This window comes from Sphingobacterium kitahiroshimense, assembly GCF_025961315.1.
Lineage (GTDB): Bacteria > Bacteroidota > Bacteroidia > Sphingobacteriales > Sphingobacteriaceae > Sphingobacterium > Sphingobacterium anhuiense.
Map to the genome: position 1 here is coordinate 3,445,199 of NZ_JAOQNK010000001.1, position 26,419 is coordinate 3,471,617.

General features: G+C 34.6%; 17 protein-coding genes. 9 read left to right on the forward strand and 8 right to left on the reverse strand.

What is annotated here, in order from left to right; all coding sequences use genetic code 11:
• Nucleotides 1-196: 196 nt before the first annotated feature.
• Nucleotides 197-937: a MauE/DoxX family redox-associated membrane protein gene (locus M2265_RS15290; protein WP_132771657.1), complete on the forward strand. Its 741-nt coding sequence runs from the start codon at nucleotides 197-199 to the stop codon at nucleotides 935-937.
• 26 nt (nucleotides 938-963) lie between these two features.
• Nucleotides 964-1,314, forward strand: a complete 351-nt coding sequence (locus M2265_RS15295; protein ID WP_165905948.1) for a hypothetical protein — start codon at nucleotides 964-966, stop codon at nucleotides 1,312-1,314.
• 73 nt (nucleotides 1,315-1,387) lie between these two features.
• Here M2265_RS15295 and M2265_RS15300 read toward each other — a convergent pair whose 3' ends face one another.
• From M2265_RS15300 to M2265_RS15310, 3 genes are all read right to left on the reverse strand, one after another.
• Nucleotides 1,388-2,755 (reverse strand): RagB/SusD family nutrient uptake outer membrane protein, encoded by a 1,368-nt coding sequence (locus M2265_RS15300; protein ID WP_132771659.1) that lies wholly within the window; start codon nucleotides 2,753-2,755, stop codon nucleotides 1,388-1,390.
• Nucleotides 2,756-2,839: 84 nt separating this feature from the next.
• Nucleotides 2,840-6,004 carry a SusC/RagA family TonB-linked outer membrane protein gene (locus tag M2265_RS15305; protein ID WP_165905950.1) on the reverse strand — a complete coding sequence of 1,055 codons (3,165 nt, stop codon included), beginning with the start codon at nucleotides 6,002-6,004 and terminating at the stop codon, nucleotides 2,840-2,842.
• Between the two features lie 63 nt (nucleotides 6,005-6,067).
• Entirely contained in the window at nucleotides 6,068-8,605 is a 2,538-nt protein-coding gene (locus M2265_RS15310; protein ID WP_132771661.1) for a TlpA family protein disulfide reductase, read from the reverse strand.
• Nucleotides 8,606-9,257: 652 nt separating this feature from the next.
• Between M2265_RS15310 and M2265_RS15315 the strand changes: the two genes are divergently transcribed.
• The 4 genes from M2265_RS15315 (at nucleotide 9,258) to M2265_RS15330 (ending at nucleotide 14,139) form a co-directional block, all read left to right on the forward strand.
• Nucleotides 9,258-9,488: a helix-turn-helix domain-containing protein gene (locus M2265_RS15315; RefSeq protein WP_132771662.1), complete on the forward strand. Its 231-nt coding sequence runs from the start codon at nucleotides 9,258-9,260 to the stop codon at nucleotides 9,486-9,488.
• Nucleotides 9,489-9,705: 217 nt separating this feature from the next.
• Nucleotides 9,706-10,239 (forward strand): type II toxin-antitoxin system antitoxin SocA domain-containing protein, encoded by a 534-nt coding sequence (locus M2265_RS15320; protein WP_132771663.1) that lies wholly within the window; start codon nucleotides 9,706-9,708, stop codon nucleotides 10,237-10,239.
• Nucleotides 10,240-10,243: 4 nt separating this feature from the next.
• Entirely contained in the window at nucleotides 10,244-12,160 is a 1,917-nt protein-coding gene (locus M2265_RS15325; RefSeq protein ID WP_132771664.1) for a hypothetical protein, read from the forward strand.
• Nucleotides 12,161-13,030: 870 nt separating this feature from the next.
• Nucleotides 13,031-14,139, forward strand: a protein-coding gene (locus tag M2265_RS15330) for an IS3 family transposase (RefSeq protein WP_207902475.1) whose coding sequence is annotated in 2 segments (ribosomal slippage) — nucleotides 13,031-13,292 and nucleotides 13,292-14,139 — 1,110 coding nt in all. Because the reading frame shifts where the segments join, the coding sequence is not laid out codon by codon here.
• 428 nt (nucleotides 14,140-14,567) lie between these two features.
• On the opposite strand, the gene M2265_RS15335 is transcribed toward M2265_RS15330, so the two are convergent.
• Entirely contained in the window at nucleotides 14,568-16,190 is a 1,623-nt protein-coding gene (locus M2265_RS15335) for a hypothetical protein (RefSeq protein ID WP_132771666.1), read from the reverse strand.
• Nucleotides 16,191-16,577: 387 nt separating this feature from the next.
• On the opposite strand from M2265_RS15335, the gene M2265_RS15340 reads away from it, so the two are divergent.
• Complete coding sequence (locus tag M2265_RS15340; RefSeq protein ID WP_132771667.1) at nucleotides 16,578-19,277, forward strand: AAA family ATPase; 2,700 nt, start codon at nucleotides 16,578-16,580, stop codon at nucleotides 19,275-19,277.
• Nucleotides 19,258-20,223 carry a hypothetical protein gene (locus tag M2265_RS15345; protein WP_132771668.1) on the forward strand — a complete coding sequence of 322 codons (966 nt, stop codon included), beginning with the start codon at nucleotides 19,258-19,260 and terminating at the stop codon, nucleotides 20,221-20,223. Before M2265_RS15340 ends, M2265_RS15345 begins: the two co-directional genes overlap by 20 nt.
• Nucleotides 20,224-20,504: 281 nt before the next feature.
• On the opposite strand, the gene M2265_RS15350 is transcribed toward M2265_RS15345, so the two are convergent.
• From M2265_RS15350 to M2265_RS15365, 4 genes are all read right to left on the reverse strand, one after another.
• Nucleotides 20,505-22,475 carry a beta-N-acetylhexosaminidase family protein gene (locus tag M2265_RS15350; protein ID WP_132771669.1) on the reverse strand — a complete coding sequence of 657 codons (1,971 nt, stop codon included), beginning with the start codon at nucleotides 22,473-22,475 and terminating at the stop codon, nucleotides 20,505-20,507.
• 405 nt (nucleotides 22,476-22,880) lie between these two features.
• Nucleotides 22,881-23,444 (reverse strand): hypothetical protein, encoded by a 564-nt coding sequence (locus M2265_RS15355; protein WP_132771670.1) that lies wholly within the window; start codon nucleotides 23,442-23,444, stop codon nucleotides 22,881-22,883.
• Between the two features lie 248 nt (nucleotides 23,445-23,692).
• Nucleotides 23,693-24,256 (reverse strand): hypothetical protein, encoded by a 564-nt coding sequence (locus M2265_RS15360; RefSeq protein ID WP_132771671.1) that lies wholly within the window; start codon nucleotides 24,254-24,256, stop codon nucleotides 23,693-23,695.
• A gap of 66 nt (nucleotides 24,257-24,322) precedes the next feature.
• Nucleotides 24,323-24,838 (reverse strand): DUF3805 domain-containing protein, encoded by a 516-nt coding sequence (locus M2265_RS15365; protein ID WP_132771672.1) that lies wholly within the window; start codon nucleotides 24,836-24,838, stop codon nucleotides 24,323-24,325.
• Nucleotides 24,839-25,673: 835 nt separating this feature from the next.
• On the opposite strand from M2265_RS15365, the gene M2265_RS15370 reads away from it, so the two are divergent.
• On the forward strand, nucleotides 25,674-26,351 hold the full coding sequence (locus tag M2265_RS15370; protein ID WP_132771673.1) for a hypothetical protein: 678 nt from the start codon (nucleotides 25,674-25,676) through the stop codon (nucleotides 26,349-26,351).
• Nucleotides 26,352-26,419 lie beyond the last annotated feature (68 nt).

The following is a 26,419-nucleotide window of genomic DNA, read 5'->3' on the forward strand; positions in this document are numbered from 1 at the left end:
TCAGCATTTTTCCGATTTATCTTTGTTTTGAAGCGTACGAATAAGCAGAAGCTGACGCTTAAACAGGTCGCCCCGTCACAACGGGGAGTAAAGGACAGTGGCGCCCTGTTTTTAAAAATAAATAGTAAAACGACTGCTATAAATAGTAAAGGGTAGGAAATAAATAGTAAAACAGCATAAATAAATAATTGACGCTATGGACACTAATAAAAACATCAATATAATATATGGGCTACTACGAATAGTTATGCTCCTTTTTTGGATCTATGTCGGTATAGACAAAGTATGGCAGCTCAATGCTTTTAAGATCGCACTTACACAGCAGCCAATTATCAGCTATTTTGCACCTGTACTTTTCTGGTTACTGCCGGTATTAGAAGTAAGTCTAGGCTTATTGTTAGCATTTCCATCACAGAAGGTACAGTCTTGGGGCTGGAAAGCTTCAATCCTACTTATTTCAGTCTTTACAGTCTATATCGCGTTAGGTGTATTAGATGTATATGAGCAGAAACCCTGTATGTGCAGCAGCTTTTTGAGCAACGTCTCTTGGAACACCCATCTAGTGATAAACAGCGTTATCCTAGCTTTATCGATACTTGGATGGGTTTTAAATGAATCTTCCATTAAACACACGCACCAGACAGGCTTAGATGGTAAAACCAGCAGTGCGCTACTGTTGATCAGCTTTCTTGCCATTGGTTCCTATACCTACAATAGTACAATCCGTATCCGGGCAATAAATCATTGGCATACACCGGACAGCCTATATTATCAAGAGCATAATACCGTCATGAGCCCCTTAAAAGGCTTACTGGCGTCCACATATGATCGGTACTTAGAACCGTACCGACAATTTTTTACCAAAGGTTTGCAGGCCGGTACAATTACTAACCAGTTATTGGTCTGCAATACAGAAAGGAGGATAGCAATATGCTAAACAAATTTTTAAACAATTATGGCTACATGATATTAGGAGGAGCCATGATTTTCGGTTTTTCAGCATTTAAAAGTGCTGAGGTTTATTCAGGGAAAAAATTAAGCCCTGTCACTATTTTCTTCCATGGAAATTCCCAAAGTCCAACGGAAGTGCAGGACGAGTCTCGTTGGACAACCACCACAAATGGTCAAGACTGTAACACAGAAAACGTTATGGCTTGTGCTCAAGTTGTTGATGAGTCAGATCTAAATGCTTCAAATCAGTTAGATCCCTCCAAAATACAACTTGGAGCGACAAACACAACGGGTAGCAACTATATTCCTTCCCGGACAGGAGGATCTAGTAGCAGTCCTTTTAATCCAATCAATAAGGATTAAAAAAAGGTAAGAAGGGCGTCCCTACTTTTGTAAGTGACAAAGGTAGGGGCTCCTTCTTTATTATCAAATATTTCTATTGTGGATTTTGCTCTATCCCAGCCAAGCGTATAATATCGTCTGGCAATGGAAGTGCATAGGCGTTGGAGTTTGGCAACAACGTTTGTATTTCTCCGTTAACATTCCTCTGTATAACAATTTCTGCACCTTCTGCATTAAGCCTTTTTAGATCCATCCACCGCAAGCCCCTAAAAATCAATTCTCTTCTACGCTCTTTTAATATAATTGTTAGCACTTCCCTTTCATCAATTGAACTGTAAGGTTTAAAAATTCCCGTTTTGTAGCGTTTTTTCATCAGATAGTTCAAAGCATCCAAAGCCTTTTCCCTATTGCCTAATTTCAAATTACACTCTGCACGTATCAAATACATCTCATTAATAGCTATACCGGTAAACATCTTTGCTGAACCTGAATAACTCCCTTTAAATGTTACTGTACCATCAGGTGCAACTTTAAAAAAGGCCTTCTTTCGAAGATCGTTGTTATCAAATGATCGGTATAGTAACGTATCGATCAAAGCACGAGAGCTCGTCAAGTTGCTACTGGACATCAGTTCTCCATACCATACAGTTTCCTTGTTAAATATCGTAAATGGAAAGGAGGCATCTACATTTACCTCAGACAGGTTATTGTAATCCATCAGTTCTGGATATTTTTTTAGTACTTTGTCAGCATAAAGCAAAGCTTGATCGTAGTTGTGCATTGACAAATACGTACGTGCAAGCATCCCCATTGCTGCATATCGATTGGGGCGTAGGGTATGTGCAGACTTCTCCGGTAAAAGATCTATGCATGCATTCAAATCTTCGATAATTTTTAAATAACATGCTACGACAGTAGAACGATTCGAGATCTCGTTAAAATCAGAAGAATTACGTAAAACAATACCCAAATCATCCTCAGATTTTCCTTCTATAAATGCTGGCGCATAAGTCCACAACAAGTACAGATAATGACTTGCCCTATAAAAGAGCGCCGAACCTTTAACTTCTTTGTAAAATGATTCATCTACACTATTTACCGAAATAGACTTGAGCCGATCCAGCACAAGATTACAATTATAGACTGCATTGTAACCCGAAGACCAGTCATTAGGATAGTTTCTGTAATAATTTTTCCAGATGTAGGTATTTTGTGCATAGTCGATCAGATTATCGAAAATCGGCTGCTTCAAATAATAATCATCGGCAGATGCCTCTCCAAATGAGGAATAGGAAAGATTCATTATACCCGTATCATCCATCAACTTTTGCAGATCTTCAAGTTTATTTGGTACCACGAGTCCATGGTTGGACTGGATATCCAAATATTTACTGCAAGAAACGAGCAATAGGATCAGACATCCTACCGTCACTTTCATTATATTATTTTTTATAAGTATCATATATATTCACTTTTTCATTTAGAATTACAACTAATTCGAGTTTGCAAAACGCGCAAAATGGCGAAAATGTCATTTTCAGCGATTTTAATAAGAGATATTGAGTCCAAGGGAATATGTTTTAGGTTGTGACAATCTATAAGGAAATTCAGGATCAAAGCCAATCTTATTTGATTTCCATATAACTCCAAGGTTTGAAGCATTGAAAGATAATCCTATATCTACTTTTCGTCCGCCAATAATACATGACTTACGCCACGATGCATTTATATACTCCAAACGCAAATGGTCTCCTTTATAAACATTAATATCTGAATTTTGATAAAACTCATCAGAACCTGATACTAATGGATACCTCATACCCGGTACATGAGTGCTGGACTCATCACCGGCTTGTTGCCAACGGTCTTCAAAATCAGGATACGCAGTACCTTGAGCAAAAAGAGAGTAATAAGATGTGACCGGTTTACGAATATAATAATCAGCTTTGTAACTCATATTTAAGGAAAGCGACAAGGATTTCCAACCAAACGTATTGATGATGTTTCCAAATACCTGCGGTTTGCTCGATCCAATGTACAACACACTTTCACTATCCGCATTACCGGCATTCGCGGCATTGCGGATCGCATTATAATCTGTACTCAGCTCACCATTCAAAACTCCTTGCCCCTCTCCCTGATTATTTAATCCCATCCATTTATATGCTGCCAAAGCGTTCAATGGTTTTCCAACAATTGGTGTAATTGTATTTCCTGCACTTAGAAATGAACTGATGCTACCCTTATTTTTATCAAAATAGGAAGTAGTCTTATTTCTGTTTATGCTGACTAACAACCTGCTATCCCAAGAAAATTTTCCAGTTAGATTTTTCGAATTGATCTCGATATCCATCCCCTTTCCTACCATAGAAGCAACATTCTTTACTATAGTTCCCTGTTTTCCCCAAGTCGTATAATCATATTCTGTTTGCCCATAAAGATCTTTACCGTTTTTGATATAATAGTCGATCCGTGCTGAAATCCTTGATTTTAGAACACCGAGATCGACACCTATATTTGTGGTTCCAACTTTTTCCCATCGTAAACTAGGATCGTTGAGATTACTGATCTGAAGCATGGGGTAATTACTATAATTAGCAACCCCAACATAAGCAATGGGATCTGGCGACCTTCTTAGGTCCACATTACCGCTCAATCCATAAGTGGCTCGCATTTTCATAAAGTCTATCACTTTTATCTTAAAAAAACTTTCCTTAGATACATCCCAAGAAGTACCTACAGACCATAGTGGAGACCATTTATCATTAGCATTTGCACCAAAGATATTTGCACCATCTCTTCTGATGCTTAGAGACAGTCCGTACTTATCTAAAAATTTATCAGTCAAATTGCTGTACATCGAGACAAAGCGATTCAAGTTTTTATAAAATTGCGGAGCTCCAGGTATACTTCTGCTCGATAGGTCCGGTATCAATGTAAACCTACGGGTAAAATCTACAGGACTGCTGGAAAGAGGCAAATCATGATAGCCATAGGCAGTATATGAACTACCGGTCGCCTTATGCTCCCTGATTTCGGCACCAAGAATACCTATCAAATGATGCGAACCTATTTTTTTATTAAGATCAGCTTGTGCCCGTAGAGTATAGCTTTTAGTATCCCCTAAATTATTTCGTTTGATTCCTCCTACAGGAATATTATATACAGAAGCCATATTTTCAGTCCCGATCGTCGTATATTGATTGATCAGCCTGCGCGCATCATAGCTTTGTACAGTACTCAAATCATCCGTTAATATTTGTTGATTCTGAAATTGACCGCCTACATTTAAGTTTAAAAATGTAAATAACTTATATTTGAGATTGAGACTAGAGAACCAGTCATTTGCCAAAGAATTCTTTTGGGCATACTTGTTTTCGGAGAGCGGATAATAGTTCCAGTCCAAATAACCTCTACTAAACTTGTCAGCTAAATAAATTTTTCTATAATCTTTTTCAAAAGGAATCTCATTTCCTATTTCGTCAAAAAAAAGATCATACGGGACCTTTTTACCATTGTAAGTTAATGCGCCATAGTCCGGTCTCCCAATATTGCTATGTTGATTGGTATAGAGTACATTCAGATCAATCTGTATCTTGTCAGTTGGCCTAAAACTATTGGAAAGCTGGATATTCAGCTTTCTATTAAAATCGTCAAGCTCAGATTTATTTTCTGTGTAGCCTGCTCCAAAAGAATACGTATAACGGTTGCTCCCACCCCTGATGTTCAAGCTATGCTGATTGACAAATGGAACCTGGTAGAATGCGTCCATAAAATTACCTCTGCCATCCTGCATTAACAGCAGATCCATAGCCTGTGTCGAATCTAAAAGGGTTATCAAGTTACGCTTTCTTCTATCTAATATATCAATCACAGGTGTGACAGCTAGATGTGGCATATATTGTAAATTAGAAGTATAGTAACCTTTGTCAAATAAAAATTTTTCAACTTCCATAAAATTCCTATTGTCCAACTGATATAATTCATGCAGATTAGGTTTTTGCTTCCAGATCAGATTAGAAGACACTGATATGTCTGTTTTTGACTCTGTGTTATATACTCCCTTTTTAGAGGTAATCACGATAACCCCATTTCCAGCACGTGCCCCCCAGATTGCACTTGCAGCAGCATCTTTTAATATGGAAACACTTGCAATGCCATTCGGGTCAATATTATCCATATTACCTTCATAGATAAAACCATCCAATACAATTAAAGGATCGAGATTTCCATTAATGGTACTTAATCCTCTAACTGAAATATTAAGTTTCTGTAAATCTGTATTCTGGATTGCTTGATTATCAAAGCGAATGGCAGTGGTTATATTATTCAGACGTTGGAGGATACTGGTACCGACCTGTTGATTCAACATCTTCTCATCCAGCACATCAACAGACCCTGTAACCTCATTGGATTTTAAAGTCTGATAACCGGTATTAACCACAGCTTCATCCAGATAATTTATCTTTGGTTCCATTTCCAATATACTTTCATTTTGAAAATAAGAAGCCGTGATCGTTCTGTCTAAATATCCTATACATGAGATCGTCAAGGAATCATTCCACGAACTGATCTCTGTTGAAAACTTCCCTTCAAGTGTACTGACAGCATAATTATTCAGGGTATGATTTTTAATAGATGCACCCACTAATCCTTTATCTGAACTTTTTGAAAAAATTATACCCTGTACCCAATTTTTTTTCTGCGCCATGCTTTGAAAGCTTACCAGGCTCAGAATCAGTATAAAAATATTTTTATTCATAATTTAGATTTACTATTTGGCTGATAAATAAAAGTAAGGAAACTCCATTTTTCGCTTTTCGTAGTTGAGGATAATGCCCTTTGATTTCAGTAGAGCAATCCTTTCAGAAACAGTTAGGTCAATAAAATTGCCTGGCAAAATAAGGTCCACATGCTGACCGTAAGGATCTTCGATTACGATCGGTTGGTCCAGATACGGTCTTAAGAAATTTGCAATACCATTGAGGTTTGTATTCTGTATAACCAGATTCCTATTACCTTCATATACCCAAAATATAGGCATACCTCCTTTCGTTAACAGTGCATTATCATGGCGATCTATTTTAAGATTATACACTCCTATTTCTTCATTTTTTCTTACTACATCCAAATGGAAATTGTCAATAAGTGATTTTCGAAAATGCTCGTGCACAACTTGCTGGGCGATCGAATCCTTTGAAAAATACTGGTACCAGTATTTTTGATTCTGTAAGTCAAATAATTTCTTGATAGACATTTCATCCACATTTGGATCAAACACGTAGTTTTTTGATTCAGAATCTTTTATTTCATCTAAAAAAGCGTGCTGGTACATCAATCTCAAGGCATAATTACCAACTTGATAAAGGGTCTGCCCATTAATATAATGTACATTTGGATAGATAGGATTGTAATTTACCCTAAAACCTGAGAGTACCGACATATAGTCAAAACCTGCGGTATCAGCCAATAAGGGGATATTTTCGAATTTATTATTTATAATATTACCCATGCTCTGAAATGGTAATGTACCATCTTTGATCATTTTGCTGATATTTCTGTCTGAAAGATTATCACTATAAGATGTTCCTATAAATTCACCCCTTTTATTTATAATAGCTGAACGCGGAATGGAGTTATGCTCAAACAGTGCTGTAAAAATAGTATCATCCAAAAGTGTTGGTAACGATGGAGAATAATTATGGTCAGCTTTATATTTTTTGAACCTTGCTTCTATCTTCTCAGGTGTATCTTTATTGCGCTTACTGTTCACAAAAATTACAATTGCATCCTGATCGAAACGGTTTTGTATCAATTCAAACTTTGGCATTCCTGCAATACAAGCAGGGCATCCTGTAGACCAAAAATCCAATATGATCAACTTTCCTTTCAGATCTGAAAACTTGATTGTTTTCTTTTTACCATCAAAATAGTTTAGTTCCAATGTTTGGTTCCAAACAGCATCGGGGATCTTGTCTCCGGGCTTTAGCGCCATAAGATGAGATAACCCATCAGCCCCGCTGTCCTTGCGGGGCGTCTGAGCTGATAAACTAAACATAGAAACCATCAGGACTAATAGCGAATAAGTTCTGATGCTCTTCAATTCCATTAAAAAACAATCAAGAAGATTGAAAAACATAAGGACTAGTAAAGAATAAGTCCTTATATTCTTCAATGCGTTGAAAGAAATACCCATCAATTTTCGAAACTCATAAACAACCCACTCACTGACAGCATCGTGAACACTACTTAACATGTTATTTAACTGGATTTTTAAGCGATTTGCCAGTTTATTAAAACAAAAACACATCTTAACGCAGCTTAAGAATTTCAGACGCTTAAAAACGCCTGTTTGAAATGAAGCACCTTTAGCGTATAGATCAAGTATGGATGAAGCATACATAAAGCGTTGATAGTGCGTTAATAGTGTGTAAACGGATACCGTTTTACGCACTATCCATGCTTTATCTATGCATATGCAACGCATTACGGACGCTTGATCTACTCTTCGCCCATTGAAGTTCAGCACTTCACCAGCTTTCGCCGTCACATCCGTAGCCAAGCTACTGGCCTTAGTACCTATTTGGTAGCTCTTCAGTACATCTCCAGTACCTTTTCGGTACCACTTCAGTAGGGCGTTAGTGAATAACCTGTACACTGACAGTACAGCAAGACCGATTTTAGCAAGTACATTTTTCAAGAAAATCATAAAAAAAGCAAAGCCATCGGTTCGAATCTTGTTCGGACTTTCTTTTAACCTTCTTTTACCACTGTAGTAAGTTTCCCTGTAGTTGCAAAGTACTTGCAAAACACCTGCACCGTCCTTTTCCTGGTGCAGGGACGGGAGAGGTACGGTACACATACGGTGCAACGACGGCCGGAGGTAAAACAAGGTCCGAACCCGGTTAGGAAAAAGTATACAGCAGATATTGAACACATAGTCAAATAGGTTAGCCTTAGTACCAATCTTAAGATCGTATGCTTGCATTTCTAGGGGCATTCCTATATTGGGGATACCTTTCTTCACCTTTTCTTCTAACCATTTTCTCCTTCCACTTGAGTTTTCATCGACTTGGCCTCGGGATTTCATCGACTGGGCCCGATGAAATCCCGAGGCCAAGTCGAAGCCCAGTCGAAGAAACTTAGAAGTTGGTGTCAATTTGATTAGAATAAAGTTTCCAGAAAGTAAAGAATTCTGTTTTAGCACTTGGCTAGTACACTTGCGGTATAAGTTGCAAGCGTACTTGGCCAGTGCCCGGTAGATGGAGGGTACATATGTTTTGACTTTCGTCAGTAATTTTATTGCTTTCATAATTTATTTGTTAATGGTTTTTTGAAAACAGCTTAAAAACATCAAAGATTTTTAAGAGTTTTAAAACCGCAACCTATAAGCATAGCATCCCCTGTCCGATAGAAATCAGATGCTTCAGGGTCTAATATGACTCAATGGTCACAAAGACTAGTTAATAGTTAATAAATGATTCAGATCGCGTTTGAAAGAAGAAATCAAAAGGTTATAAATGGGCGTCACGCAATCCGCAGTTGTAAGGGCCAAATCATATTTGGCGAAGCCGGCCGAGCTACTCGGGGGCGGTGATAATGTTTTTTGATTGTTGTTTTTTACTCATACTCGTTTTATTGGGATAACGAGTCTCATTGATAAATATAGCAGGGAGATGGTCCGCTCCACAATTTGCGATCTTGATTGACACCCAAGGGCAAAAGGCTTCACAGCAAGACCATCCCCTGCCAATATCTTCAAATATAGCAAAACTAGGGGAATGGTAAAACCTTGCTGTCTCGATGCCTTGGGTGTCAACTTCGATCTACGAGACTCTTTATTAAAATAATTATAAATACATTATGTCATATTCTGATTACTAATGATATACAAATATAATAATAATTACCAAAAGGACAAATAAGTCCTAATATATTTTCAAATAATTCTTGACATTGTTAGTATGGGTGAAAAACAATACAGAGATCAACAATATTTGAAGGAACTTGGTAAACAGATAAAAAAAATCAGAGAAGATAATGGTTGGTCTCAAGAATTTTTGGCCGAGCTTTGTGAAATTGATGTTAGGCAATTGGGAAGAATAGAAAGAGCAGAAACAAACTCCACAATTTCTATTTTAAAAAAAATTGCAGATAAATCCAACATTAAAATGAATAAGCTCTTAGATTTTTGAAATAAAAGAAATTGAATTTTATAACTAATAAAGCAAGAAATAAAATAAATCTTAAGCGTAATTAAATAGATATTATCGTTAATCAAGTAAACAATTGTACTTTAGTATTGAGTAATAATTATTTTCTAATTGCAACTATTTAATTATTTTTTATCTTTGCAGACTTTTTTGTGTAAAAAAATCTTATATTGCGGTAGAGCAATTATATAATGTAAAAATGAGCGAGATTAAATTGAAATATTTTGAATACTTTTTGATTCATGCCCTAACTAAATTTGGCGGGCAAAAGAATGATTTTAGTGTTCTAAAAACTCAAAAACTTTTGTTTTTTGCAGTTGCTGCTCAATCTAATATACCATCAGATTTTGTTTTAGGGGAATCATTATTTAATGATTTTAAAGCGTATCAATATGGGCCAGTAGAGCACACTATCTATTCTACTTTAAAATCTCAAAATAATACTCTAACTTATGTGAAAATTGATAATCGAGGCACTAATTTTTTCGAGTATAGAAGTTTGGAGGAAATTAAGAGTGAAATGTCTCAAGGATTGGACAGTAAAATTGTTCGATCTATAGATCTTGCTTTAAATAGTCTAATGACTATTAACCCTAATATTATCAATTATTCAGCATTTAATCTAGTAGAACTTTCTCATAGATGGAAGTGCTGGAGCAATCACTATTCAAATGATAACACTGCAATTCCTTTTATTGAAATAAAGACTGATAATCAATATTATTTCATATAGAGAAATGCATATTAACAATGTTTTCACATCTTTAAAATTTGTTTCAGACAAGCTTTTATATGTGTTGTCTAGTTATAATTCTAAATTTATTGGCATTTATAATAATAGAGTACTAGATTATTTGTTCCAACAAATAAATAGCTCCATATTAGCTGGGGACTTTATTAATGATGAGTTAGAATTTGATAAAGTATTAGAATCTTGCTTTTCGGAATTAGACTATATTTCGAGTTTATATCAAGAATTTACTCTGGATAATCCAACTATAATTAATCCGATAGATGAAAATGTTTGTTTCAATTCCTTAATAATTCTAGGTAATTGCTTGGAACAAATTGCAGACCTTAAATTGAGGGTGTATTCCTTTTTTGAAAAAAAATCTAATGATATTCTTTTTAATAGAAATCTAGATGTAGAAAAGATTGAAAATTTTTCTTTAACACTTTTGTCAAAACATTCAAAGGATGATGAGTTATTTGATTTTAAAAAAACAAAAATGTGTTATGAAATTCTAGGCATAAATAAACAGGTTTTTATTTTGGACTTTTTCTTAGAAGCAAATAAAAAATCATATTCTAAATTAGAATTTTATGAAAATGAATTAAAAAAGTATTACAATCTAAAAATATTCAAGAAAATCAAATTTATTCCAGTTCTTCTCGAAAAGGTCATTTTTTTTAAGACAAAGCTTTTGCTTAGATTTAAAAAAAACTATTCAGATCACGGAAATGAACTTAAATTAATTCAAAATAAGAATATAGTTAATGCGGATTCTACCTTCGATGAACTAAAGACAGATAGACTTAAAGTTTATGCGAATTATGCTAGTTGTCATTATATTTACACGCCTGAAAATAATGCTTCGCTAATCGAAAATTTTTATAATAATTTGGATGTAATTGGAGCTAATCATGCCTTGCATGCTAAAATCAAATATTATAAAGATATAGAAGAAAATTTAGATAATCTATCAACTTTATTAGATAGCATAGCAATTAATGACAAATCTGCTTATAGTAAACACGTTTCAGCATCAACTAAATTGTATTGTATAAATAATAGATATTCGAAAATTTTATTATCAGAAGATTTAAGTTTTGAAAGAGTTGTTAAAGAATATGAATACGTTAAGGATAAGCTAAAGACCTTCAAAGTAAATAATTTTTTTGGAGAATCAAGGTTGCTTAAATACATTACGACCCAGATTGATTTACTGTTGTTAAAAGAAAAAAACGAAAAGAATGTATCTTTATTGAAAAAGTATATTGATAAGGCTGACGAAATTCTCAATGAATATAAGAAAAATATAAGTTGGTCAGGATTTAATTATAGCTATTTATTTCCTTTGAGTTTTTCCGAAGCAACTATATCAGAGTCTTTTATAACCAATAATAATGTAAATGGACTTTTTATTAGCTCTGGCTTTTGTTTACCCTTAGATAATCAAAAATATAAAGATAAATTATCAGAGTATTCCCAGAAAGTGTTCACTTACAAATCTATTCTACATCAAATAGACCAACTTTATTTAGAAATAAAGAATGTAGAAAAAATAGAAAAAGAGTATGAAAAGAAGGATGCGAAGTATATTGAAATTTTAGGAATTTTTTCATCAATAATTATATTTGCCTCTGCCGCTTTTAACGTAAGTATTAACATAGGGAATAAATTAGACATTAAAAATATAGTGCTAATATTCACTTCCATAGGAATAGTCCTTATATTATTCTTAATTTTCGTTTTATCAATTGCTCGATTCTCCTTTAGAAAGCTTGAAGAGTTTTTATCAGGAATAAGTTTTAAAAATACATATATAAAAATTTCTGCTGTTTTCCTAGTTTTCTTATTTTCTTTCTTTGTTTATAACTTAATAGATATCCTAAAATATATCATCGAAGAGATCGGAGTTAATAAAAAATAATTATTTAGACATTTAAATTCTATTAGGGTTTGCCATGAATATTGTAAATTCCGAAATTTGATACACTTAAACGTGATCATCGCAGTTGTCTAATCCTTCCTATAAAACAGGCGGACTCTCAACAATTAGTAAGATATCAAAATCTTACCTGCTCTTTAAGCTTTGCCACTAACTAAAAATGTTCAAGCTTCGCGGTCTAAAATAAGAACCTATTAAAATATTCACGTCTTTTCCTTAGGTTAAAGTTATGATTTATGGATGCTCAACGCCAGACGATTACAAAATTTTAAGACTTAAATTTGCAAATCGCGAATTGCAAATCTTAAATTTAGAAAATTGTTCTACTCAAATATATATTAGCTTAAACCTTTATAATCATCAGATATTTTTGTGGTTATTGAACCTAAAAAAAATATTATGTCACAATTAGTACTAAAAGATTAATCGATATTAAACAACGATCAAATTTGAACTCTTTATAGATGAACGATTGGAGTAAATAGTAAGTCTGTATTAATAGATTTTAGCTAAAAAATCATTTTAATCAAATAGAACAAGATTAATTTCATAAAAATCCTCATTTCGCACTATGGATGAACGAATTTTCCAAAGACATGTAGCATTTCGCCAAGAGACAAGATCACTCAAAGACCTTTTTGCTACATTTCCCCGGGTGCCACGTCATTTCGTTACGCTTCCGAATCACTATCTTCTAACTTCAAACCTTTTGTCAACTGTCGCAACCTTTTCGCCATAGTACGAAACCACACGGTCACTGGTCCGTTACATTTACCCGATATACCGTTGTAAGTGTCCCAAAAAATCAAACAGCTTAAAACTGGACATAAATGTTTAGATTTAAGTAATAAGATGAAAAAGACACGTTTTACAGAAACACAGATTGTAAGAGCTCTCAAAGAGGGAGAAGAAGGTAGAAAGACGGATGATATCTGCCGGGAGCTTGAGATTAGCAAAGCCACCTTTTATAACTGGAAAAGCCGTTACGGTGGCATGGAAGCATCTGATGTCAAGCGCCTGAAGGAACTTGAAGAAGAAAATGCACGCCTGAAAAAGATGTTTGCCGAGCTGAGTATGAACCATGATATCCTAAAAGAAGTCATCACAAAAAAAGGTTGGGGCTCCGGCAACAAAAACAGTTAACTCAGGAAATTGTCCTAGATCACGGTTTGAGTGTCGCCGGAGCCTGTAAATTGACAGGTATGTGCCGTTCACAATATTACTATGTTAGCAAGAAAGACGACAGTGCCGTGATGGCAGCATTAAATGATCTGTCCTCCAAACATCCTGTATATGGATTTCGAAAACTATATGCCTACTTGCGCAGAGAAGGTAAACCCTGGAACCATAAGAAAGTATACAGGGTATATAAGCTGCTCAATATGAATAAGAAGAGACGTGTCAAACGTCGGCTTCCTGTTCGGGAGAAACAACCTTTGGAACAACAGGTCAGCATTAATCAAAAATGGAGCATGGACTTTATGAGCGATAGCTTGGCAAGCGGAAACAGATTTAGAACCTTTAATGTGATGGATGACTGTTCCCGTGAAATATTGTGTATCGAAGTAGCTACCTCTATTTCTTCTGTACGGGTCACCCGGGCACTGGAACAAATCATAGACTGGCGAGGTAAGCCGCTCTGTCTGCGTGTAGATAATGGCCCCGAATTCACCAGTCATCATTTTGATCTCTGGTGTAAAAGTCAAGGCATCGCGATTCAATTTATTCAGCCCGGCAAACCTATGCAAAACGGTTATATCGAACGTTTTAATCGAAGTTATCGAAAAGAAATTTTGGATGCTTATTTATTTTTCAACCTGGCAGAAGTCCGAGAACATACCCAAATATGGATGCATGAATATAATAACAACAGGCCTCACGAAGGACTTGGCAATCTTACACCAACGGAATTATCAAAAAATATTAGACACAAACAACAAATAAATCAATTAGTAACGTAAATTAGAAAAGTCCAATTCTAGCTGTAGGAAAAATGGGGTACTTACACCGTCCCCATCTACATATCTAAATCAGTTCGACATCTATCTAAATGCTTTTCTCCACAGTCGAAACCTCTCTTCCACAGTACGAAATCATGCTTTCTTTACTCATTAACGCTAAAATTGACTGTAAATCAAAGTTGCATAAGCTATGTTATGTCATCGGCATGCGACCTCGTAATTTGTATTCAATAACTACCATACACAATTGCTTATTTGGTCCAGATACGCTCTTCTTCGTTCTTCATTTGATCTCTGATAAATATGTAAGGAATTTTCTTTGCATCAACTTTAGGTCCGTCAGGTTTAAAGCTATTTTAAAATTTCTAATAAAAACAATTGCTTTTTTATAATTGGTAATTTTTAAAATCATTGAGAATTAAGAAAAACTATAAACCAAGCTCCTCTAATAAATTTGAATGATTTTCATCGCTTCCATGGTTTTTGAGGAAATATTTTTTGATAATGTTTTTTTCATGATCAAAGCCTTCATCTGCTAATAGCTGCTCCAAACCATTTCCATCAATACAGACATCAAATTGAGAGGACTTGAAAGCGCTTTTATTAATGGTGGAGATAAACTGGTTTGTATCAGAATGGAAACTACCAGTAGTTATATAGAGTGTTTTTATTTTATAATCATTAAGTGAATTATCGGCACTGTAATAATCTTGAGCGACAGAAAGACTTCCTTCGAAAAAATATTTAAGAGTATCTTTGGTTTCTGAATCTCCAAGAGATATGAATGATTTTCCAGTATATCCCTTGAGTTCTACTAGTAGTATTTCCTTAGGGTGCGAAGAAATTAATATCAGGTCGAATTCTCTAATTTTATTTTTCCATTCACTTTTTAGTTTTCGAGATTGTAGTACCTGTGCATTTGGATAAAATCTTTTAATGACTAGATGCATGAGCGCTTCAAATAAAGCACCTCTTATGGATCTTAATTCATCAGTATGTCCACTCTGGTCAATAGCGAGGAGCGCTGGCTCAATGTCTGTCAATTTTGGCTCCTGCCCAGCAAAAATTTTTCTGAAATTTTCGATTACAGATGAAACATTGGTTCCAAATATAGTTTTGATATCGAATGCTAAGAATCCCAACATTTTGGCTCTATACAACGTTATTTCCTCAATCTCTTTGAAAACTATTATAGGGAGTACTTTTCGTTGACCTTCTTTTACTGAATTCAGAGTGATTTGAATACGGGCTAGAAACCCATCTAGATCAGCTTGTAGATATTTTCTGCTAATAACCACGTCAAATATAACAAGTGTCTGCTTTTCTATATGGTTCGATTCTGACGCGCGATTCGGATTTATGCCGGTTGTTTTGGTATATGCAAACGCATCCCAAAATATTTCGTTAATCTTAACGCCATTTGCAGGGCTAATGACATTTCTATATGTAGCACCAGAATCGATAAGATTTGTCTTGCGAAGCCACCTGATAATATCTGGTATCAAAACGGCATCCAGTTTCATCGAGCGCAAATGTTTATCCATTGCAAGGTCTATTTCCTTTTCTCGATCTACCCCAGGAGGGAATGCTTCCCTTCTAAAGACAAAGTTATTATCCCAGCCATCAGATTTTGTAGATACTATGCCAAGTTTTTCAAGGTCTTTGATCATGTCGATCAGTAGCGAAATTTTGCTACTGCTTTTTTCTTCAGGAGAGGCTGTGATTTTTAAACCTTCATAAAAACTGATCATGTCAAACATATCTAATATTTCAAGTAATCGAAAAAGTGGTTTTCTTGTTTTCGAACTGGCATCCTTAACCATTTTCAAACCAAAATAGTTTCCTGGCTGGATATAAAGAAACTGTCCTTTGCCAAATGTCAATGGGGTACTGGAGACAATTATACCTTTTACCTTGGCTCGCTGTATAATTTTTCTAGCATTATCCGGCTCTATACCATATTTCACTATCAATGCTGCTGAAATATCGCTACCAAGAATAGCCCATTTATCTTGGACAAGCTCCGTTATAAAATCACTGTATTTTGCCATTATAGTAAAAATTTGTCACGCTGCCCTTATATATTAATTCTTTTTAATAGAATGCATAAAGTTAAAAAAAGTTTAACAAGAAACAAACATTTAATTTACTTATAATCAACACGTTGAAATAAATCCATTTTCTATAAACACCTATTTCTACCAATTTTTTTATAAGAAATTGTCCAGAGAACGATTTTTTTGAGTATATGATTCTGTATTCTTTGGCGCCAGCCGGGCCAGAAAGATGTATAAAGGAATGAGTTTACATATTTCGTCACGTGGGAAAACAATGGTTGTGAACAGTGTGATGTTTTTGTATCGATAAAATACTTTTGTAAATATTTTTTAGTACAAATTACCTATCTTTCAAGACAATTGAGAAACTCTTAAAATTATATGATAAATGCACAGTGGTTTGAGGTTTATACCCAGCTGGCCGAAGAAATCTTAACTATCTTTGAAACACATGAGGAGCCTAGTGGATCGCTATTTAGTATTCTGTTATCTCACCCTGAATTTGTAGAAGAAAACCAATCTTGGCTTGACCGCATTTCGGAAAGTCAAAACAATACTATAGATCCAATCCATTTATTTTCGAGCTTCAATGACAGTACTCTTACTGACAAAAAGCGTATAAAAACGTTAAATCTTATTTTCAAAATCCTCGGTTCTAGCTTCAATTATGATAATATTGACTTTCTTGGATGTCCCACACCATCAATGTTCTATATCAACGCACCAAGGGATACTAAAATAGTCGCTGAAATTTGGAAAGTTTTTTTTGAGATTATGCAAAAAGGCAAATCTGCTCTTTCTCAAAAGCTATTTGGTCGATTAAAATTTTGGTATGGCATAGATTTACCTACTTTTACTATTTTTCTGTTTTGGATTAAATCAGACACCTTTCTTCCACTTGACAAAAATACAGTTAACTATCTCATGGGAAGGGAGCTGATTTTAACAGAACCAAAGAATTTCCATGAGTATCTTGCCTTACTGAATAATCCGCTTATCGAAGGTTACCGAGAGCTAAGCATTACTGCTTTAGGTTTTATCACTCCCTTAAATGTTGATACTTATCAGCGTGTTTCAATTTCAAAAATCTCAAAGCCGAAATCGCGAAAACCTGAAATAATTAATTATCAGGTGCCGGAAACCCCTACCAAAGATTTTTCTGACTGTAGGATTATTGGAATCTATCTTCATGAACTGACTCCAAGGAAAATCCGGAAAGTGCTTGATTCAGGCGAATATTTCTTTTATAAAGCTTTTTCCTACAATCCCACAGAGAACAGTGTTCTCTTTTTTCCTGAAAAAGATTTGCGGATTTATCATCAGCAGGATTTGTCCATCAATATTTCTGCAATAGTTGGCGAAAATGGTTCAGGTAAATCTACGATCTGTGAATTGATTTTTATGGCCTTAAACAATTTGGCAAACAAGAGTAAGGCGATTCCAGGAAGATTAAGTTTTGTCGACGGGCTACACATGGATCTTTTTGTAATATCTGGAAGCCTATACAAGATCAAGCTTGGAGCTGAAATAACAATTGAGCGCTTCTCTTATGATGACAAGCAGTTCAAATATATTTCGTCGAAACCGATAAATTTAGAACATTTCAGCTTCGAACAGTTTTTTTACACTATAGCAGTAAATTATGCTCAGTATGGATTAAATTCCATGCAGGTGGGACAGTGGATCAAGAATATGTTCGATAAAAATGATCAATACCAAGTGCCAATTACCTTAACACCATTTCGCGATGCAGGAAATATTAACATTAACAGGGAAAATGATCTATTGGCATCAAGGCTACTAGCCAACCTTTTGATGCAAACTGGTGAGGAAGACGAAAATTTAGGTATAGAAAACGTTCGAAAACTTACCAAGGATAAATATGCACAAAAAATTGAAATATCGTTAGATCGGCAAAAAATACAGACGATATATAAACAAGGCAATACTGTGATCATGCGGAAGGATCTGGAAAAGTATTGGTTAGATGTGCTAACACAGTTCGTAATTTCATTCGATATTAAATCAATTTACCCTAAGGAACTTCCTGATAGGATTTTGACCTACCAACAGGCGGCATGGGTTTATATTCTGAAAAAACTGATAACCATCTCGATTACCTATTCGCAGTATAACTCCTATTTTGATCCCGTAAAAAATGAATTCAAAAATCTTAAAACTTATTTGGATCGTTTAGCTACAAACTACACACATGTAACTCATAAATTGTTCCAGGCAATCCACTACTTGGAATACGATCATGTCCAAAAACATCAAAAAGTTCGTCTAGCCAGTTTTGAAATATCTTTGGATTCTCTATCCAATGACATCTATAACTCAAGATCAAGGGCAAATGATGAGAGACTTGATATTATTCATTTTCTTCCACCTCCAATATTTAAGTCCGAAGTCGTCCTTACAGGCGGGATCATTTTCAGCTCGCTTTCCTCGGGACAAAAGCAAAAAATCTATTCTATAAACTCGATCATCTACCATCTTAAGAATATCGATTCAATAACCAGTGACTCTGGACTTATTCCTTACCGATTTGCCAATATCATATTCGATGAAGTTGAGCTTTATTTCCATCCGGAAATGCAGAAAAATTACGTAGATTATTTTTTGAGCTATCTGAAACTGATTAAATTTAAGCGCATTTCTGGTTTGAACATTCTTTTTGTAACGCATTCACCTTTTATCCTGTCGGACATTCCTGCAGAGAATATTCTTTTTTTAGGTAGCGATGAAAATATTAAGATCAGAACTTTGGGAGCTAACATTCACCATCTGCTGTCAGAGAGTTTTTTTCTCAAAAGTTTTATGGGTGATTACATTAGAAAAAACATTAATGATCTGATCAGTTATTACACTCTGATAGATTATAAACATGACGAGGATTTAAGAAAGGAATTATGGACTGAGCCAACAGCGCTAAGTTTCATTAAGAGCATTGGTGAGCCCCTTATCAGAGATAGACTTCTTGACTTACATAAGGAAAAGTTTCCGCCCGCGCAGGATGACCTCGTTAAGACTTTAATGGAAAGAATAAAACAACTGGAAAATGAGAAGAATAAAAGTTGATCAGCAGTTCCACAGTTCAGTACTTGCGTTCAACAAAGCTCTATTCAAAACCAGAAGAACAGATTTTGTTGATCCCATAACTGGACTAACTGCTCTGTCAAAGATCAGAGGAAAGAAAAAGAAATTTGGTATAGAGAATAGTATAGCTATAACCTATATCCAGAAAATAATAATAAATTACGATAATATCCTAGCTGCTGATGAAGATGAAATGCAGCAATGGATTCTAGATTTTCGTACTGTTATCCATGAGGACAAAATCCCAGAAAAATTTTGGAAAGCTGTTGTTAAGGCTATGAAGTACGGGGCGTTGCGCGATAAAGAGATGCTTCAATTTCTTCAAAAGTCTAATATTAAGACGTGTGTTTATTGCCATTCACAACTTACACTTATAATCAATAAAACAAAAACTTCGTTAAAGGGACTACTACAATTGGACCATAAATTTCCGAAGTCGAAATATCCTTTCCTTTGCACTTCTTTTTATAATTTATATCCGATATGTAGCAATTGCAACATGTCGAAGAGTGATGATCAAACTGATTTCAATCTTTACTGTAAGGATGACCAGCTAGATCTTTTGACATTTGGTGTAAATAGTTCAAGCTTACTTAAGTATGAAAAAACCCGTAATATTGATGATATTGTGATTACCGTTTCGCATTTGAATAAAACTATCAATTTGGAAGAATATGACAAAATGTTCAATATTAAGAATGTTTATAATGCACAAAAGGATCTTGTTCAGGAACTAATCGAAAAAAAACAAGTTTACAATAATCCGTACAATAAAACATTGGTTGATAATTTCAATAAATTATTTACCGATCAAAGCATGATTAAAAGATTGATTATAGGCAATTATGATAAACCTGAAGATATGCTGAAGCGTCCATTGTCCAAATTTACTCAAGAAATAGCCAGAGACTTAAAATTGATAAAATAATAAAACTCTTAAAGTCTTTACAGTCTAGCAAATGTTAAGCTCGTGATAGAAATATATATTGACACTGTATTTATTCTTATTATCTTTTTAGAGAAGTTAATGAACTGTTGAATGTGTCGTGATTGCTACTTCTGGTAAACTTCCCTAGATAGCAGTGATATGACTATATAGCATCAAATCTTTCATTAAAAAAGAACAGCTAAAGGAATTAACTTTAGCTGTTCTTTTAATGCGCCGATGAAAAATCTTCTCGTTTGATTAATCTGACCAACAAGTATGATCTACTTACTACCTTTTGCTATATAAAGTAATTTTGGTGCATCCTTAATAAATACATCCAACACTCCGTCTGCAATTTTAACTGGCCCTTCAAAGCGAGTCGCACCTGGTGTTGATGGAATAACCGCCGCCTTTTTAGCGAGTTCATCAGCTTTATCAAAATAACCGATACTATTACTTTTACCCATTTCTACCTCCTGCAAACCTAGGACAACAGATTCTAAAGCCTCTCCCCATATTGCCATCGCATCTAACCATGGTCCAGCTTCACGGACAAAACCTTTATCAATTGTTCCTGAACGAATAATATTTGGAGCATTTCTAAATTCATGAGCATGATTTATTAGACTTTTAATAGCCTGCGCACGGTCATCTTTATTACCATAAGAAAGAGCATCTCTAAACTTATCTAAAATTAACTTTAATGCTGGTGCTTGCACTTGCCAAGGGTGTGTTCCAAATGTTGGGGCTAAGTGCTGGGTATCGAAAAACAGCAATAATGCCTGAGTGGTTTTTGGATTATTTCCAGCTAATTGACGCGCAGCAAATGTCCAAGTACGAGAAGCATCGTAATCTTGATCATTCCAGGCAAAAGCAGCCACTCCCGATATTGCCACTCTACTAGCAGCTTCCTGATTCATTGGATTGGACAAAATACCGGCAAGCTGTTTTGATAACCCTGCTTCCCTTCTATCATATGGAGCTAAAAGAAGCCTTCCTTTAGATTCTGCATAGTCATTTACAGGATAATTATCCCAGAGCAATGTTGGTTTTCCAAAAACCTTAGTAGCCGCTTTTGCATCATTTATTGAAATTGATGGCGGAACGACATCAGTTCCTGTCCATTGAACAACGATATCTTGATTTAAATTTTTACGTAATGCGGCTTTATACGGAGTTTCTTTGGCATCATAATACTCGGTGGGAACCATAATTAAATTTGGCGCCTCAGGATCTACTCCCTTGATATAGTCCTGCAATTTATTTAATAATGAAGATTGTGCTACCGCGGCAGCTTCGGGGCCAGATTTTCCAAAAGTAATCGAGTCTTGATTACAATTCCATTTTTGATACTCAATATCATCTAATGCCAAATAAAAACTACGCACACCCACACTTCTTAACGCATTTACTTTGTCTTTTAATAGATCAAAATCTGTTTTACATGAAAAACAAATCGTTGGACCAGGCGATATTGCATAAACAAAGTTGATATGATTATCGGTTGCAATCTTTGCTATACGGCCAAGTTCTGATAATGTGTCCGCTGGATAAGGCTGTCTCCATCTATCTCTAGCGTAAGGATCATCTTTTGGCGTATACACGTAGGTATTGGCTTTAACAGAGGATAAAAATAATAAATGTTGCTCGCGCTCTAACATAGTCCAGGGTTTCCCGTAGAACCCTTCCACCGAACCGCGGATAGGCTGAGCTGGGTAATCTTGAATCAATAGTGATGGAAAGAAAGCGCTTGTGATTAACTGTGCGAAGCTTTGTGTGGCATGAAATAGACCATGCGCATCATGCCCCATTAGTGATATTAAAAAACCTTGATCTTTTTTTCCACTAGAAATTACGTAACCTTCTTTATGAGCATCTAAAATTGCCTGGTTGTTGTTAAGAAGAGCTTTTCCTTCTCCATTTTTGCTCACCCCTAAAACCACTACTGTACCTCGAATTGACTTTGGAATCTTTTGGGTTGTATTCACATTCTTCACTCCTGCCTTGTTCAGCATCTTCACTACTGTAGCCTTAGTATACTCACTAACCTCTGGTAATGCAACTAAAGTAATGGTCTGTCCGATAGGGAAGCTCTCGCCTTGAAGTTCCATAAACACAGGTGAGGGAAATATAGAAGGAAGGGTTGATACCGTAGCGGTTTCAAAATTCTTTTGCTGAGCATACCCCAATTTTAAACTTCCGCTTAAAATAACTGCCCCTAATAAACCATATATAATTTTTTTATTCATCATTAAATTAAGTTTAATTTCTATGCTAATTAATAGCATAAATTCCAAAAATAATATAATTCACCCATATAACTTCCATGTATGTGATTTATTACATAATCAAACTCCCCGTACGCGCATCTTAAATTTAAATTGATTAGTATGACAACGATGTGCTACATATACGACATCGCAGAATGAAGTAATAAGGCTAAGCCAATCTCAAATAATATGGATTTATCTCAGAATACCTAAAGAAGCGTTCAATAATTAAAAGGCTTTTGCATTACAAAATTTCAACAATTAAACCCAATTTTTTGTCGCAACCTGATTTTTTATATCACGTTTAAAGTTCCTTATCATGCAGACGTTGAGATTAGGATTTATCAATAAAGCAATCTATTATCAGAAAGTAACATTTTCTCTTCGCTACAAATGCGTGGACACAGTGTAAGTCATGATTTCTGTACCGTTAGACTTTTTCACAATTTCTTTTGTATTTCTAAGTATTAATGTATGGCTCCCATGTTTACTATATGATACAAATTCTCCATCCGGAGTTTGTTTGCAGATGATAAACATATGCCAGCCTTCATCCGACGGAAGTGAAATAATTACTTTTTTCTCAGACTTCAATTCATTTTCTATCGTTTGAAAAAGGCTGTCTATCGGAAAGTTTTCATCGCGAGGCAAAACAAATTTTTGGGAGAAAGTAATTCCGTATAATTCTTTATTGTCAAAGTTGCGGAAAGAACCATCGGTTTTATTTTTCCATTCATTTTGTAAGTCATAAAAATCAAAATCTACAACTTTATAATACTTCAATATCATTTCGACAGCTGATGGAATACAAGACAATTGAAAGATTTGATCGTGGTTGTTTATAACGGCATCAAAAAAATCAAAATTATCATTTTTTTGTGTTTGAGCCTTCGAATGGAAACTAATAGATGTGGATATTAATATAACTAAACCAAAGAGTATCTTTTTCATATTCAAAACTTATTTTATAATTCATATTTTCATCAAACACAATAAGACTGTGCTAAATAATCGAAATCTTGGTCTAGTACATATTGTACCCTCCCTAACACACTCTTTTTAATGTTTGTACTAAAAAATATATTTGGTTATAGTCTTTTACAAAAATCTTTCTACTCCATTTTGTAAAATATATCTGCTTTTATTTTTTGTTTGGATCAAGCTAACAACAAGTATATACTGTACAAGATGCTTACCTCTCACTTCAAAGGAAGAGTACTATAAGTCATGATTTCTGTACCGTTTGACTTTTTTATAATCTCTTTTATATTTCGAAGGATTAATGTGTGGCTTCCAAGTTTGCTGTATGAAACAAATTCTCCATCCGAAGTTTGTTTATTGATGACAAAAATAGGCCATCCCGCCTCCACCTGCAGTGCGATAATTACCTTTTTCCCAGACTTCAATTCATCTTCTATAGTTTGAAAAAGACTATCTATAGGGAAATCTGCATTTCGAGGTAAATTAAATTTTTGGGAAAACGTAATTCCATAAAATTCTTTATTGTCAAAGTCACGGAAAGAACCATCAGTTTTGTTTTGCCATTCATTTTGTAAGTCATAAAAATTAAAACCAACTGCTTTACAATTCTTTAGAACCATTTCGATAGCTGAAGGAATACCTGAAGACTGAAAAATTTGGTTGTGGTTGTTTACTACAGTATCAAAAAAATCACAATTATCGATTTTTTTTGTCTGAGCTTTCGAATGAAAAACAGTAGGAGTGGTTATTAAGAAGAATATAAGTAAGAGAATCTTTATCATAATTATTAAATTTACAAAATATAATCGATTATATAGATGTGATTATTAAAACATAATAATCTAAAACTATCCTATACGGATTATTTTTCCGATCTGTAAATTTGCTATTATTTTATTAATTTCCTTATGTTCTTCGACTATCTCCGGGGCAGCTATGCTGATAGCATCAATTGTGTAACTACAATAGACTATCTTATTATCATCTGCGAAGATCCAGTTAAAAATTTTTAAAGCAGAATCATTATTTTCCGATGAAGAGATATAATAAAGATATTTGTGCCCGACATCATTTTTCAGTATAGTCCCATTATTCTCTTTACATAAATCAACTAAATAGTCGTCCGTGTTAAAATTAATAGATTGTATTTCTAATGGTGTGATTCTAAAACTTCCTGTTTGTTCAGTATAGAAAAGGTAAGTTCCCTCTAACTCTTCAACATAAACCAAATTACTAGGATAACTAAATTCTATCCACTCTTGATTAGAAATAAAATAATTATAATCCATATATCTAAAATTACATTGAAATTGATGATTTAAGATAAATATATTTCGCTCTACTTCCATCTGGAATGATTCCATTTTATAGAAATGCAATAAATATCCGATATCTATTTTAAAGTAAGGCCAATGAAAACCGTAAAAAAAGAATTTTTCAGTGAAGAAAACGAACAAAAAAGATAAAATCAGAGTTTATAACTTTATTAATATCCTCTCCAGAAAATAGGACTTTTTAAAAGAAGAGAATTCGGTGATGAATTACTAATTTTAAATAGGAGGAAAAACCATGAAAAAATCAAAGTTTACTGAAGAAGAGATAGCGTCCGCAATCCAACAGTTTAGAACGGTACCAGAGCGGAAGAAATATGCAGGCAAATGTGAGTTTCACAGGAGACGTTTTTAATTGTAAGAAAAAACGGTGGTTTAGGTGTTTCTAAATTAAGCAAACTACAGCAGTTAAAAGAGAAGAATGCCCAATTCAAAAAGCTTGTGGTCGATCTGAGTCTGGAAAAAAAGATGCCGCATGATGTATACAAAAAGTATTGAGGCCTTCACGGCGGTAAAGACAAAAAAGATAGATCCAATACAAAAGAACTTAGAGAAAAAGCTAAAATTGGTCAAGAAGCACATCGGCAGGAGCAGAAGAAAATTAAAGATAATGGTGAAAAAGTAGAGAAAAAAATGAGACTGGATGACGGAACAAATGTTAGGAAGGACGGTATAGATGCCGATGGAAACTTGTAATTATTAAGTCTGATACTGAATCGGGCATTGCTTCTGGAAAAAAGCGCGAAGACATACTTAATAAAAACAATCAAACCAAACATAGAGCAATATTGTATGACCCTACTAATCCGGATTATAAAAAAGGGCACGATAAATATATCGGACCTAAAAAGAAAAACAAGAATAATTCATGAAATTAACAAAAGCAAAATTGACTTCAAAAGTCAAAGCTCCTTTACAAATATTAGGTTATACCTACTTTAAAGAATCAATTTCTGGCGCACAGGGATTCTTTTCGAAAAAATTAGAAAACGGCTTTTATTTGACACTTGGCTTAACAATTCACAGATATATGGAGAGTGATTTTACTGGAGATTTTTATTATTCTAAAACAACCAGATGGTCCTCTGTTTGGGGCGACATTCCAAAAGAAAGTTATGAACGCCCTGGCTTCTTAATGTCAACAGAAGAACGGAAAGTCTATTTTGACACTGAAAATGAAAAATTACGTGATTATTGGTGGGATGGTTTTGATGATTCATCCGTCGCTTCTTTTATCGAAGTCATCAAGCTTACTGAGTCTAGACTGTATAAAGATCCCTTGCTGTCACAAAAAATTGAAGATAGCCTCAGCGTATCTCAATTGAAAAATTACGCCGATGAGGTAAAGAAATTTGTTATCAGCATTGAAAAATTGAATTTATCATATTCTTATTTACCAGATAAAGAAATAGATGGAATACCTATTCAATGGTTTAAAGCTTCTGAATATATATTAAAAATGCATGAGGGAATTTTAAATAAAAATACAGTAAAAGCCTTGGCTTCAGATGCATTTATTCAAAATATACTTGATAATAATAAGTAAAGATTAAATCATAAATCTTAGCATCACTTTGACCTCCTCCCGATTAACTGGAGCAAACAAAAATAGAA

Bases quoted from the DNA above. Each gene is read 5' to 3' on its own strand.
- M2265_RS15350 (WP_132771669.1), bottom strand. From the start codon at position 22,475: ATGATGAATAAAAAAATTATATATGGTTTATTAGGGGCAGTTATTTTA.
- M2265_RS15360 (WP_132771671.1), bottom strand. From the start codon at position 24,256: ATGATAAAGATTCTCTTACTTATATTCTTCTTAATAACCACTCCTACT.
- M2265_RS15370 (WP_132771673.1), top strand. From the start codon at position 25,674: ATGAAATTAACAAAAGCAAAATTGACTTCAAAAGTCAAAGCTCCTTTA.
- M2265_RS15300 (WP_132771659.1), bottom strand. From the start codon at position 2,755: ATGATACTTATAAAAAATAATATAATGAAAGTGACGGTAGGATGTCTG.
- M2265_RS15320 (WP_132771663.1), top strand. From the start codon at position 9,706: ATGAGCGAGATTAAATTGAAATATTTTGAATACTTTTTGATTCATGCC.
- M2265_RS15315 (WP_132771662.1), top strand. From the start codon at position 9,258: ATGGGTGAAAAACAATACAGAGATCAACAATATTTGAAGGAACTTGGT.
- M2265_RS15335 (WP_132771666.1), bottom strand. From the start codon at position 16,190: ATGGCAAAATACAGTGATTTTATAACGGAGCTTGTCCAAGATAAATGG.
- M2265_RS15365 (WP_132771672.1), bottom strand. From the start codon at position 24,838: ATGGAATCATTCCAGATGGAAGTAGAGCGAAATATATTTATCTTAAAT.
- M2265_RS15325 (WP_132771664.1), top strand. From the start codon at position 10,244: ATGCATATTAACAATGTTTTCACATCTTTAAAATTTGTTTCAGACAAG.
- M2265_RS15295 (WP_165905948.1), top strand. From the start codon at position 964: ATGATATTAGGAGGAGCCATGATTTTCGGTTTTTCAGCATTTAAAAGT.
- M2265_RS15345 (WP_132771668.1), top strand. From the start codon at position 19,258: ATGAGAAGAATAAAAGTTGATCAGCAGTTCCACAGTTCAGTACTTGCG.
- M2265_RS15355 (WP_132771670.1), bottom strand. From the start codon at position 23,444: ATGAAAAAGATACTCTTTGGTTTAGTTATATTAATATCCACATCTATT.
- M2265_RS15310 (WP_132771661.1), bottom strand. From the start codon at position 8,605: ATGAAAGCAATAAAATTACTGACGAAAGTCAAAACATATGTACCCTCC.
- M2265_RS15340 (WP_132771667.1), top strand. From the start codon at position 16,578: ATGATAAATGCACAGTGGTTTGAGGTTTATACCCAGCTGGCCGAAGAA.
- M2265_RS15290 (WP_132771657.1), top strand. From the start codon at position 197: ATGGACACTAATAAAAACATCAATATAATATATGGGCTACTACGAATA.
- M2265_RS15305 (WP_165905950.1), bottom strand. From the start codon at position 6,004: ATGGCGCAGAAAAAAAATTGGGTACAGGGTATAATTTTTTCAAAAAGT.